11 protein-coding genes and 1 pseudogene are annotated in these 11,608 nt (G+C 64.9%); 5 read left to right on the top strand and 7 right to left on the bottom strand.

Annotated elements, in window-relative coordinates:
* The first annotated feature begins 8 nt into the window (after window positions 1-8).
* Complete coding sequence (locus tag ORK51_RS17825) at window positions 9-350, top strand: SseB family protein (RefSeq protein WP_266086277.1); 342 nt, start codon at window positions 9-11, stop codon at window positions 348-350.
* 20 nt (window positions 351-370) lie between these two features.
* Here ORK51_RS17825 and ORK51_RS17820 read toward each other — a convergent pair whose 3' ends face one another.
* Window positions 371-796, bottom strand: a complete 426-nt coding sequence (locus ORK51_RS17820; protein WP_266086275.1) for a hypothetical protein — start codon at window positions 794-796, stop codon at window positions 371-373.
* A gap of 11 nt (window positions 797-807) precedes the next feature.
* Window positions 808-1,476: a hypothetical protein gene (locus tag ORK51_RS17815; protein ID WP_266086273.1), complete on the bottom strand. Its 669-nt coding sequence runs from the start codon at window positions 1,474-1,476 to the stop codon at window positions 808-810.
* 634 nt (window positions 1,477-2,110) lie between these two features.
* On the opposite strand from ORK51_RS17815, the pseudogene ORK51_RS17960 reads away from it, so the two are divergent.
* Window positions 2,111-2,227 (top strand): annotated as a pseudogene (locus ORK51_RS17960) (SseB family protein); the annotation flags it as partial.
* Window positions 2,228-2,236: 9 nt separating this feature from the next.
* Here ORK51_RS17960 and ORK51_RS17805 read toward each other — a convergent pair.
* From ORK51_RS17805 to ORK51_RS17790, 4 genes are all read right to left on the bottom strand, one after another.
* A complete protein-coding gene (locus ORK51_RS17805) occupies window positions 2,237-5,821 on the bottom strand; it encodes a M1 family aminopeptidase (protein ID WP_266086269.1) in 3,585 nt (1,194 codons plus the stop codon).
* Between the two features lie 13 nt (window positions 5,822-5,834).
* The gene (locus ORK51_RS17800; RefSeq protein WP_266086267.1) at window positions 5,835-6,728 is read right to left on the bottom strand and encodes an ABC transporter ATP-binding protein; all 894 of its coding nucleotides are present in this window, start codon (window positions 6,726-6,728) and stop codon (window positions 5,835-5,837) included.
* A gap of 68 nt (window positions 6,729-6,796) precedes the next feature.
* A complete protein-coding gene (locus tag ORK51_RS17795) occupies window positions 6,797-7,213 on the bottom strand; it encodes a hypothetical protein (RefSeq protein WP_266086265.1) in 417 nt (138 codons plus the stop codon).
* Window positions 7,210-7,809, bottom strand: a complete 600-nt coding sequence (locus ORK51_RS17790) for an RNA polymerase sigma factor (RefSeq protein WP_019185698.1) — start codon at window positions 7,807-7,809, stop codon at window positions 7,210-7,212. Before ORK51_RS17790 ends, ORK51_RS17795 begins: the two co-directional genes overlap by 4 nt.
* Window positions 7,810-7,922: 113 nt before the next feature.
* Between ORK51_RS17790 and ORK51_RS17785 the strand changes: the two genes are divergently transcribed.
* Both ORK51_RS17785 and ORK51_RS17780 read left to right on the top strand, forming a co-directional pair.
* On the top strand, window positions 7,923-8,249 hold the full coding sequence (locus ORK51_RS17785) for a hypothetical protein (protein WP_019185699.1): 327 nt from the start codon (window positions 7,923-7,925) through the stop codon (window positions 8,247-8,249).
* A gap of 140 nt (window positions 8,250-8,389) precedes the next feature.
* A complete protein-coding gene (locus ORK51_RS17780) occupies window positions 8,390-9,886 on the top strand; it encodes a serine hydrolase domain-containing protein (protein WP_266086262.1) in 1,497 nt (498 codons plus the stop codon).
* A 6-nt stretch (window positions 9,887-9,892) separates the two neighbouring features.
* On the opposite strand, the gene ORK51_RS17775 is transcribed toward ORK51_RS17780, so the two are convergent.
* Window positions 9,893-10,924, bottom strand: a complete 1,032-nt coding sequence (locus ORK51_RS17775) for a LacI family DNA-binding transcriptional regulator (protein ID WP_019185701.1) — start codon at window positions 10,922-10,924, stop codon at window positions 9,893-9,895.
* Between the two features lie 312 nt (window positions 10,925-11,236).
* Here ORK51_RS17775 and ssb point away from each other — a divergent pair.
* The coding region (gene ssb, locus ORK51_RS17770) for a single-stranded DNA-binding protein (protein WP_266086259.1) at window positions 11,237-11,608 on the top strand (372 nt) is incomplete at its 3' end.

Genomic DNA, 11,608 nt, shown 5'->3' with positions numbered 1-11,608 from the left:
AGACCGCGATGGACGGTCAGTTGCCGATCGGCCTGTTCATGAAGGCATTCGTGGCGTCGGAAGTGGTGCTGCTCACCGGCAGCCTGGTGACGCCGGATGGCAGCGGTTTCGATCCGCTGCTGTTCGACAAGCAGGGCGTACTGCACGTGTCGGTGTTCACCGATATGAGCCGCGTCGGCTTCCACAGTCAGCAGGCCCCGCATACCATCCGCATGCTGATGCTGGACGTGCTCAAGCGCGTTCCCGGCGGCTACGGCGTGGTGATCAACCCCGGCACGCCGCTGGGGTTTGAGATCTCGCCATCGGGCGTCGGCGAAATCCTGAAGGACTTCGCCGACGGCCCGCGCTGACGCTGCACCTTACTGCAGGGTCACCTTGTTGCCTGATCAGAATGAGAAGGGCAGAAATCTGGCGCGCTCTCGCTCACGATGCAAGCTGCCACGCTGTGCGCCAGCTCACGCGCATCTCGCTGCTTAACTTCTACCAGTAGGTTCTGCTCAAGGATACGTGCGGCGATAGCCTTGAGGCGGTCTTCAGTTCCGGGAATGGAGGAGCTCTTTGGATGACTTCCAGCCAGTACAAGCGTATTGGCCATCTGCAAGGCGAGCGCATCCCGCGTCCACTGCAGATCCTTAGGCGTGCCGTCGGTGTCATGCAACAGGCTGATATATGTGGCCAGCTCATTTGTGAACACGTCGATAGGCTTGGGGTGATTCCAGCTGCCGAGCCAGAATCCAGCCAGAGTTCCAACCGCAGCACCTGCGATCATGCCGACTAGTAGCAATACTGATTTCATTCTGCCGTGCCTCAGCGTGGGGCAATCCATTCACAATGACTGAGTTTTCCGTTCACGTGACCGCAACGGTACTGATACTGGCCCCAGTCATAGGATACGTAGCCTGGTTGTGGTGTATCCGGGTGCACGTTGACCTCAGTGCCGGATCCATTCGGTAATGTGCCACTTGCGGGGATTTCATTTCCCTCTGCGTCCTTCGACGTTCCCTCAACAAGCCTCGCGGCGCCAGGGGCAAGTACATTTATCTGCCAGCACGCCACGTCGCCATTGTCCATCAGGAGGCAGCCGCCTATCCCTCGGCCGAAAAATGACTCCAGTGCTCGAAACAAGCTGGCGACGAGGTTTCCGTTGATTTGATCGTTGACCCAAGCAGGGTTGGTAGTCGTGTGTCCAATCCTGATGACGCTATCCACAGCCGCCATGTTCTGGAGCGCATCATTAAAGCTGTTGAAGTATCCACTATTGTTTTGTGGCTTTATAAATACCCACTCTTTCGACATGGAGACGATTGCATCCAGCTGCAGTTGCTGGCCATGATGAAGTCCGGACGATGATGTTGAGAAGTCACCATTTCCTTGCATTGTAGAGTGTGTGCTGCTGGGCTTCCTGGACTTCGGGACCACGACAATCCAATTTCCCGGATCGTTCTCCGTGCGTGGGATTGCGCGCTCCAGACGCATCGGTACCTCACCAGGTGGCACGTAGACTACGCTGGCGAACATGCCTTTGGATGTATTTGGGTTCACTACGAGATAGCTTTCCCAGCCTCTGCGCGGTCCGTGAGCAATTTCTGCTGCAGATTCATACTAATATGGCTGAGTGCAGTTTGAACAAAGTACCAGCTGTTGCGCGGAAGCGATCTGATATGCGCCTGAGTAAATCCAGAGGAATACAATTGCCCGAATCAAAATTCTCATCGCAAGCCCCTTGAAAGAGAGAGTGCCGAACGAAGATCTTCGATCCAAGCTACGAGCATCAACTTGCCGCTCCATGGGCAAGATGGGCTTTCGTCTTATGCAAAGACCACTTTCTCCGGCACTGTCATCGTGCCTCGGCACTCAGCTTGGATTGATCGGATTTCTGCTACGGCTTGTACGGGGCGAGGCAGTGTTTTGGTGTCGGGATAATTCCCGCCGCAGCTGCAGTCAGTGCAAGCCTGGGTGAGTGCATTTGCCGCGCTGGACGCTAAATCCAAAGGGTGATCTGGGCCGCGTGTGCAGCCATCTTCGGGCCGAGAAGTGAGGGGTTTTGGCTGCGCCTTCGACCAGGTTGGTCAGGGGGGGCGATGTCAGCGATGGAGATATCCTCCACTTCAAGCGCGTTCCCGGCGGCTACGGCGTGGTGATCAACCCCGGCACGCCGCTGGGGTTTGAGATCTCGCCATCGGGCGTCGGCGAAATCCTGAAGGACTTCGCCGACGGCCCGCGCTGACGCTGCGTTCTACTGCAGCGTCACCTTGCGCCGGTTGTCCGAGGAGACCCGATCGATCAGTTTGTTGTAGGGATCGAAGCCCGCTTCATCCGGCTTGCCGTCCACCGTCACGGTGATCGACGGGTTGGCCTCGGTGACGTGGTGGCGCTGCAGGTACAGTACCTTCTGGTCGCGCTCCTTGCCCGAGGGGGCGTTGGCAAACACGCCGAGCTCGATCCAGTCGTCCATGGCGCCAGCGGTCTCCTTGCCGTCACCGTCGGCATAGCGCTTTTCGGCATGCAGCTTCAGCGTGACGTCGTACTTGCCGTCCGCCCGCTTGCGCGCGGTCGCGGCCAGCACGCGGTTGTCGTAGAAGCTGATCTTCTCGAACAGATCGGTCACCAGTTGCTGGCGGTCGGCCGGCGTCTCCGCCCGGATGTAGCCCAGCAGTTCGGTCGAGGTGGTGTAGGGCGGTTGCTGGAAGCCCTTGTCCTGCAGGAAACGCTTGAGCGCACGGTTGAGTGCGGCCTCGCCGATCTCTTCGCGCAGGCGGTAGAACGCCAGTGAGCCCTTTTCGTAGTGGATGTACTGCTGGTTCTCCACCCGTGCCAACGGCAGCTCCTCGATGCCCTCGCTGCCACGCCCGGACAGGTAGCCATCCAGTTCCGTCTTCAGGAACTGGCGCATCTGCTGCCGCCCGTACTCCTTCTCCATCACCATCAGCGCCGAGTACTGGGAAAGCGATTCGGACAACATCGTCGCGCCCTGCACGTTTGCACCGATCACCTGGTGCGCCCACCACTGGTGCGCGACCTCGTGGGCGGTCACGTAGAACACGTAGTCCACCTTGTCACGATTGCGCAGGTCGGCGATGAAGCCGATCGATTCAGAGTAGGGGATGGTGTTGGCGAACGACTGGGCGAAACGCGCGTAGCCCGGGAACTCGATGATGCGCACCTGCCGGTGCTGGTACGGCGTGAAGTTGGCCTCGTAATACGCCAGCGACTTCTGTACCGCCTCGATCATGCGGTCCACGTTGTAGCCGTGGCGCGCATCGTAGTACACCTCGATCGGGATGCCCTTGTATGCCGCGCGCTTCACTTCCCAACGCGCCGAGAGGTAGGCATAGAAGTTGAGCATCGGCCGGTCCATGGCGTAGCTGAAGCAGCGCCGCCCGTTGACGGTCGCTTCGTGCTGCAGGTAGCCCGGCGCCAGCGCGATCTGGTCCGGCGCGGTACAGATCGTGCTGCGGAAGGCCAGCCAGTCGGCATCGTCGGTCACGTAATTGTTCGCGCGGGCGGCCTGGTCTTCCAGCCTGGGCATGCGGCTCGGTTCGCCGAGGCCGCGCTTGCGGCGTTCGTTGCGGTCGGTGATCTGCACGCCCTGGTCGTACCCGAACGAGGGCAGCAGCCGGCTGTTGAAGAAACTGCCGTTCTCCACCAGGTCGGTGGGCGCCTGATCGGAGGTGATGCCGGTCGGATGCTGGTTGACGCGGAAGTGGATGCGGCGTTCCTCCCCTGGCTGCAGCGGGGCGGTCAGTTGGTAGATGCGATAGCCCAGCTCGGCGTCATGCATCGCCAGCGTCTGGCCGCCCAGGTCGACCGCGGTCAGCTGCTTGTCGTCGTTCATCGCCACGTGCAGCTGCGCGATGGGGGTGGTGTGGGTGTTGCGCACCGTCCAGTACGCATCGATCACCACCGACTGGGTTTCCGGGTGCAGGTCGATCCGGTTGTCCACCGCGACGATGCGCGGTTGCGGCAGGTCGCGGTAGCGCGACAGTTCACGCTCGTAGCGGGCCTGCAGGTCCAGCTGCTGGTCCGGTGAGAGGAATTCGTTGCGGATGTTGGTGCTCCAGTACAGCCAGCCGCCCAGCCCGATGAAGGCCAGCGTTGCGACGGCGGCGCCCAGCCCGGCCGGGCCGCGCAGGCGACGGCCCGCCAGCACCAGGCGCTGGCGCAGGCTGGTGCCGACACCACGGACCCAGAACGCCGAGGCGACACACAGCAGCGCCAGCAGGAACAGCGCCCAGTAGCCCTGGAAAGCCAGTTGCCCCGGCAGGAAATGGCCGTAGCCGTTCATGTTCGAGTACGGCGCGATCGGCCAGCTGCCGAAGTTGTACAGGTTCTGGGTGTAGTCGAGCATGCCCAGCACCGCCTGGCCGATCATCACCACGATCAGCAGCGCGTAGCCGATGAACTTGTTGTTGGTCAGTACCTGCAGCACCAGCGCCAGGCCGCCCATCAACAGGTAGACGACCGAGTCCAGTGCCAGGGTCTTGAGATACACCAGTGGCTCGATCTGCGTGTAGCCCTTGCTCAGCTGTACCGCGATCGCGGCCAGCGCACCGATCGCCTGGAAGCAGGCGATCACCGCCACCAGCGTGGCGAACTTGGCCAGCAGCGGGACCCAGTTGGGGACGGGCATCGCATCGGTGACTTCATTGATCCGGGCCGCGCGCTCTTTCCAGACCAGTTCGCCGGCGAAGAACAGCACGATGATGATCAGCAGCCAGCTGTAGGCGCCCTGCAGGGCGGTCAGCATCTCCGAGGTGACCGGCCAGATCGGCGTGCCGTACAGGGTCTGGCGGAACAGCGCGCCGGGCAGGAAGTTGCACAGCCCCAGTATCAGCAGCACCAGGAACGGCACGCTGCGCAGCACGCCGCTGGTGTCGAAGCGGACCTGGTGCAGGAATTGCCTCCAAGCGGTGCCGGCGCCGTGGCCCGGCACCACGCGGGGCACTACGACCTGGCTCGGCCGCTGTGCGGACGCGGTCGTCACGAGGGCGGTCCTGCGTCCCCAGCGACGTCCAGCGCTGCCGCTGCGTTCGGTGCGGAACAAGGCGAACGTGGCGGCGTACAGTACGGCCGCCACGCCCAGCCACAGCGCGCGGTTGGCCAGCAGTTGACCGGCCACGGCGGGCAGGCCGCTGTTGCGCTCGGCCACCGACCAGTAGCGGATGGTCCGTGACAGCGCGCGCAGGCCGAGCGGCTCGCTCAACACGGCCACCCAGGTGTTGTCGATGTCGCTGAGCAGGGCGGCGCTGACGCCGTACAGCACGAAGTAACCGATCACGCCGATGTAGACCCACAGGATCGAGCGCGTGGTGGCCGCGAGCAACGCCAGCAGCGCCGTGGTGAAGACCAGGTTCGGGATCACGATCACCCCGAAGGCCCACACATAGCTGTACAGCGAGACCGGGCCCATGCGGGCCGGATCCACCCAGGGCATGAACGGCCCCAGCGCCAGGCCCAGGGCGATGATCACGTAGACCAGCAGCCCGCTGACCAGGGCCGCACCGATGCGCCCGGCCAGATAGTCGCGGCGTTTGATCGGGCTGGCGAAGATCAGCTCGGCGGTGCCCAGATCGAAGTCGCGCAGCAACGCGTTGCTGACGAACAGCGTGGAGACCAGTATGCCCAGCAGGGTAAACATGCCCAGCACCGTGGCGATCACGATGGGTGCATTGCTGTGCACGTTGCCGGTGCCACCGCCGATCTGTATCGCGTCGGTGGACGCGGCACCGAAGGCCATCAGCGCGAACAGGCCCGCCAGCAGCCACAGCAGCGGGGAACGGAGCTGCTCGCGCAGCTCGAAGCGGAAGAAGGCAGCGATCATCGGCGGGCTCCGGTCAGGCGGCCCGCGACTGCAGGCGCAGTCGCTGGAAATAGACGTCTTCCAGATCGGGAGCAACGGCGGCGAAGCCGTCGCCGGGGTCGGTCGCGCTGTGCACATGGATCACCGGCCGGCCACCGACCAGGCGGGTGGACAGCACCACATGGTTGGCTTCGTAGGCGGGCAGTTCGGCAACGTCCACCTGCTTGCGCCAGACCTGGTGCTGCAACGCGTTGATCGCATCGCTGGGCTTGCCGGTCAGCAGCACCTGCCCCTTGTTCATGATGGCCATGCTCGGGCACAGGTCGGTGACATCCTCGACGATGTGCGTGGACAGGATCACCGCCACGTTCTCGCCGATCGCGGCAAGCAGGTTGAGGAAGCGGTTGCGCTCTTCCGGGTCGAGCCCGGCGGTAGGTTCATCGACGATCACCAGGCGTGGGTCGCCGAGCAGCGCCTGGGCGATGCCGAAGCGCTGGCGCATGCCGCCGGAGTACGTGCCCAGCTTGCGCTTGCGCGCTCCCCACAGATTGACCTGCTGCAGCAGCGCGTCCACCACTTCGCGGCGCTGGGCCTTGTGGGTGAGGCCCTTGAGCACTGCGAAATGCTCAAGCAGATCCAGTGCGCTGACCTTCGGGTACACGCCGAAGTCCTGCGGCAGATACCCCAGCCGCCGGCGCACCGCATCCTTGTCACGCAGCACATCAATGCTCGCCTCGCCCGGAATCGACAACGTGGCGGTGCCGCTGTCCGCTTCCTGCAGCGTGGCCAGGGTGCGCATCAGCGAGGACTTGCCGGCGCCGTTCGGGCCGAGCAGCCCGAACATGCCGCGGGGAATATCGAGGGTGACACCGGCAAGGGCGTGGACCCCATTGGCGTACGTCTTGGACAGCGCGCGGATCTCAAGCATGCGGACAGCTTCCCCTGGGCGATGGATCGGTTATCCGCCCTATTCAGATAGCCTGCATCCGCCGTAAGTCATGGGTGCTTCCGGCCGGACGCCCGCCAACGGGCCGCCAGCCACGACAGCGCCACGCAGGTTGCGCCAGCCAGCAGCCACCCGGTCGCCGCGCTGCCCGCGGCGTGCTCGAGCGCGTGCCACCATGCCGGGCCGAACAGCGAAACCAACGCCAGCACCGCGACCGCCAGCACCGCCAGCAGGGCCCGGGAGACCCAGCGTTCGATCCCGGCGTCATGCCGGGCGATGTGCGCGGCGACATCGCGGGCGAAGCGCATCGGCGGCCCGCTCTGCGGCGCAGAGGCGATCGCCTGGGCAATACGCAGGTAATCGGGGGCGTCCGGTCCGGCGCGTTGGCCGCTCAGCGCCGCGCGCAGCCCGCGTTCCTGGGCGTGCCATTCGTCGGGGTCGATCCGGGAATCGTCTGTGCTGCTCATGCGGGCACTCCAATGCGGGATTCGAGCAGTTCGCGCAGCCGCTTGCGGCTGCGGAACAGGTGGCTCTTGATGGTGCCTTCGGCCAGGTCGGTGAGGGTGGCGATCTCGGCGATGGAGATCTCTTCCAGATGGTAGAGCGTGAGCAGGGTGCGCTGCAGCGGGGGCAGGGCGTCGATGGCCGCATGCAGGTGGGCGTTGATGTCCTGCTCGCTGGTCAGGGCTTCCAGATCGATGCCATCGCCGACCCGATCGATCAAGGCGGTGCCGTCGTCGCTTACGGTGTTCTCCACCAGCGGGATGCGTCGCCGTTCCAGGTGCCGCTTGGCGATCGAATAGGCAACCTGCGCGACCCACGATTTCAGTGCGCTCTCGCCGCGGTATTGATGCAACGTCTGATGGATGCGCAGGAAGGCTTCCTGACACAGCTCGCGGGTGTCGTCGGGGTGGCGGACCATGCGATCGACCACGCGCCAGCAAAGGCCTTGATACTCCCGCACCAGCTGCTCGAACGCCCCGGGCTGGCGCGACAGAATCGCGTCGACCAGTTTCCGGTCGGCATCGAGACAGTCGGCAGGAGGGGGCGGCGACGTGCGCATGTTCCATAGAGATACGTCGAGTGCCTCTCCGGTTGCAACCGTGTTCCGTGCAACCGATCCCGCCGTGGCCGTATCTCAGTGGACAAGCCCCTCCTCAACGGAACGAACGCACCATGGATTACAACCTGATTCTGCCCGTCGTCCTGATCCTCGGCATCGTGTATGCCATCAAGAGCGTGGTCGATGGCCACACGCGCCGCCGTATCGTCGAAGCCCGCGGCTCGGAAGAGCTGGTGCGTTCGCTGCTGGCCGGCGATACCACCAAGCGCCGGCTGGCCGCGCTGCATTGGGGCTGCGTGATGTTGACCCTGGCCCTGGCCTTCGGGCTGGTCGATCTGCTCGGCATCGACCGGGTCACGCCGGGTGCGATCGCGCTGCTGCTCGGGGCGACCGGCCTGGGCAACGTGGTGTACTTCGTGCTGGATCGCCGCTTGAAGTAAGCCAGCGTACGGCCCCCCGACCGATCGCCCTCCGGTTGTCCGCCGCGGCCTGACCGTCGGTATCCGGCGCAGGCCGCGGATGCGGCCGCCCACCCCAGCCGGCAGGTCCGCTGTCGGCTGCCCTGCAACAGGACCCTCGAATGAAACGCATCCTGGCACTCTGTGCCGGCCTTGCCGTGGCCGTGCTGTCTCCGGTCGGCGCCGCCACGCCGCTCGATTTCGCCCCGCTGTCCGCCCTCATCGAACAGACCAAGGCGGCGACCGGCTTGCCGTCCGGTACCGCCGTCGTCGTGGTGAAGGGCGGCAAAGTGATCCATGAGGGCTACTACGGTTTGGCGGACATTGCCGCCGGTACGCCGGTCACGGCCGACACCGTCTTCTACATCGCCTCGGCGACCAAGCCGTTCTTCGCGCTGAACGCCCTGCAGAGGGAGGCCGCCGGTGAGCTCGACATGGCGATGTCGCTCCAGCAGATGTTTCCGCAGATGCGCCTGGAAGGTATCGATGCCGAGGCGGTCATCGTGCGTGATCTGCTCACCCATACCGCAGGCGTGGACAACCCCGCCTTGGTCTGGGCCACTGCTTTCAGCGGCGTGCATGACGCTGCCTCGCGGCTGGCGCTGGTGGGCGCGACCCGGCGCGACCCGGACGCGCCCCACGGCACCTTCGGCTACACCAATCTCGGCTACAACCTGCTGAGTATCTGGATGGACCAGCACGACGCGCTGCCGTGGCAGGACCAGTTGCAGCGCGCGGTGTTCGATCCGCTGGGCATGCGCCATACCAGCACCCGGATCAGCCGTGCCCAAACGGCGGGCTGGCCCCTGGCCAAGCCGTACTCACTGGGCAGCGCGCAACCGACCACGGCCCTGTATCTGCGCAAAGCGGACGGGACGATGCAGGCGGCCGGTGGCATGGTCGCCAGCGCACCGGATCTGGCCCGGTTCCTGATTGCGCAGTTCCCGTGCGCGGGCACCCCGGCCTTCGCACCGCAGGTGATCAGCCGTTCGCAGCAGCGGCAGGTCGCGCTGAGCGCGCGCTATCTGGACTTTGCGCGCGATGGTTATGCCTGGGGCTGGTACACCGGGCAGTACAAAGGCCACCGGCTGCTGCACCACTTCGGCGGATTCGCCGGCTTCCACGCGCACCTGTCCTTCATGCCTGATCAGAACATCGCACTGGTGGTGCTCAACAACGAGGACCTGCTGGGCGCACCGCTGACCAATCTCATCGCCGATCACGTGTATGGCGTGCTGCTCCATGAGCAGGGGATCGCAGCGAGCTCCGCCGCCCGCTTCCTGGCCCTGCAGGCAACGGCGGCCCAGGCGCAGCGGAACATGGCGCGTCAGCGCCAGGCGATCCAGGCACGCCCGTGGCTGCGAACGTTGCCGCGCGATGGCTACGTGGGCAGATACGTGCACCCGCTGCTCGGCGAGATGAACGTCGAAGCGGCCGGTGACCAGGCACTGCGGCTGCGTTGGGGGCAGCTGGACGCGGTGGCCACCGCGGGCGAACACCTTGACCAGGTCCGGGTCGAGTTCGTCCCCAACAGCGGCAACTGGCTGACCTTCCACGTGGCCGATGGCCAGGCGCGGTCCCTCAGCTTCGAGAGCCTGAGCTTCCAGCGGGTGCCCTGAACGGACTCAGCGGCGCAGCGAGGATTCCCGCAGCACCTGCTTCACCGCGATGCTCTGGCCTTCCACCGGCTGGCCGTCGATCAGCGCCAACAGCTTTTCCACCAGCAGGTGCCCGGCCTGCTTGGTGTCCTGCTGCACCGTGGACAGCGGCGGGGACACCGAGGCGGCCAGCGGGATGTCATCGAAGCCGGTGACCGCCACGTCCTCCGGCACGCGCAGGCCATGCTCGCGCAGGGCGCGCATCGCACCGATCGCGATCAGGTCGCTGGCCGCGCACAGCCCATCGATACGCTCACCGCGCGCCAGCAGCGCCTGGCAGGCATCGAAGCCGGACTGCTCGGTGGTGATCGCATCGTGCTGCAGCGAGGGCTCGGCGGTGAGGCCTCGCGCCCGCATTGCTTCGACGTGGCCGCGATAGCGCTGCTCGAACTCGGGATAGTGGCTGGAGGCATGGCCGACGAACGCGATCCGGCGGCAGCCCTGGTCGAGCAGGTGGGCGGTGATGTCGAAACCGCCCTGGAAGTTGTCGCTGCCGATCGAGACACCGGGCTGGTCGGGCAGGGAAGCGCCCCAGCGCACGAAGTGGGTGCCTTGCTCGACCAGCCGCTGCAGCCGCTCGCGCGACTCGTGGTAATCGCCATAGCCGAGCAGGATGATGCCGTCGGCCTTGTTGCTGTCCTCGTAATCGGCCTGCCAGTCGGTGGACAACTGCTGGAAGGAGACCAGCAGGTCATAACCGCGCAGCGCGCAGGCCCGCGTGATCGAGCCGAGCATCGCGTGGAAGAAGGGGTTGATCAGCGAATCGTCATTGGTCGGGTCCTCGAAGAACAGCAGGGCCAGTGTGCCGGCATTGCGCAGGCGCAGGCTGGAGGCGTTCTTGTCGACCTTGTAGTTCAGCTCCCGGGCGATGGCCAGGATCCGCTGCCGGGTTTCGGCGTTGACCATCGGGCTGCCGCGCAGCGCCCGCGACACCGTGGGCTGGGAGACGCCGGCCAGGTGGGCGATATCGAGGGAGGTGGCTTTACCGCGGATGGTCATTTCAGCAGGCGGGGAGACGGTGAAGCGACATCATGCCATGCACCGTGATGGCGGGGCCGGGAGGTCCCTCGGGCTGGCGGCCAGCGGCCTGCGGCGCAGGGACTGAACCGCCGTCACCGTTGCGGCATATGGCTCGAGCAGGTTTCCGGTCGTTCCCGGCCGGAATTCCGACAGGGTCGGGGACGGCGGCGATGATAAGATGGTGCAATCTGGATCCCCCCAATTCTCCCAAGGGCGGCCCGGCAGATCTGCACCCCGCCCGGGGCTGTGATATGACTGCGGCCTGCCCTCGGACAACGGAAGAGCAACCCTATGGCGCGCGGCATCAATAAAGTCATCCTGGTCGGCAACCTCGGCAACGACCCGGACGTGAAGTACACCCAGGGCGGTATGGCGATCACCCGCATCAGCCTGGCCACCACCAGCGTCCGCAAGGACAAGGATGGCAACCAGCAGGAGCGTACCGAATGGCACCGCGTGGTGTTCTTCGGCAAGCTCGGCGAGATCGCTGGTGAGTACCTGCGCAAGGGCAGCTCGGTCTACGTCGAAGGCAGCCTGCGTTACGACAAGTACACCGGTCAGGATGGCGTGGAGAAGTATTCCACCGACATCATCGCCGATGAAATGCAGATGCTCGGCGGCCGTGAAGGCGGTGGTGGCGGTGGCGGTGGCGGCGAACGTCCG

The organism is Stenotrophomonas sp. RIT-551 (genome assembly GCF_026241915.1).
Taxonomy (GTDB): domain Bacteria; phylum Pseudomonadota; class Gammaproteobacteria; order Xanthomonadales; family Xanthomonadaceae; genus Stenotrophomonas; species Stenotrophomonas bentonitica_A.
This window is presented reverse-complemented; position numbering and strand designations above follow the sequence as displayed.

What these genes read in the sequence shown, in the direction of transcription:
- ORK51_RS17820 (WP_266086275.1), bottom strand. Translation starts at nt 796, where the DNA reads ATGAAATCAGTATTGCTACTAGTCGGCATGATCGCAGGTGCTGCGGTT.
- ORK51_RS17785 (WP_019185699.1), top strand. Translation starts at nt 7,923, where the DNA reads ATGGATTACAACCTGATTCTGCCCGTCGTCCTGATCCTCGGCATCGTG.
- ORK51_RS17800 (WP_266086267.1), bottom strand. Translation starts at nt 6,728, where the DNA reads ATGCTTGAGATCCGCGCGCTGTCCAAGACGTACGCCAATGGGGTCCAC.
- ORK51_RS17795 (WP_266086265.1), bottom strand. Translation starts at nt 7,213, where the DNA reads ATGAGCAGCACAGACGATTCCCGGATCGACCCCGACGAATGGCACGCC.
- ORK51_RS17825 (WP_266086277.1), top strand. Translation starts at nt 9, where the DNA reads ATGGACGGTCAGTTGCCGATCGGCCTGTTCATGAAGGCATTCGTGGCG.
- ORK51_RS17815 (WP_266086273.1), bottom strand. Translation starts at nt 1,476, where the DNA reads ATGCGTCTGGAGCGCGCAATCCCACGCACGGAGAACGATCCGGGAAAT.
- ORK51_RS17775 (WP_019185701.1), bottom strand. Translation starts at nt 10,924, where the DNA reads ATGACCATCCGCGGTAAAGCCACCTCCCTCGATATCGCCCACCTGGCC.
- ORK51_RS17790 (WP_019185698.1), bottom strand. Translation starts at nt 7,809, where the DNA reads ATGCGCACGTCGCCGCCCCCTCCTGCCGACTGTCTCGATGCCGACCGG.
- ORK51_RS17805 (WP_266086269.1), bottom strand. Translation starts at nt 5,821, where the DNA reads ATGATCGCTGCCTTCTTCCGCTTCGAGCTGCGCGAGCAGCTCCGTTCC.
- ORK51_RS17780 (WP_266086262.1), top strand. Translation starts at nt 8,390, where the DNA reads ATGAAACGCATCCTGGCACTCTGTGCCGGCCTTGCCGTGGCCGTGCTG.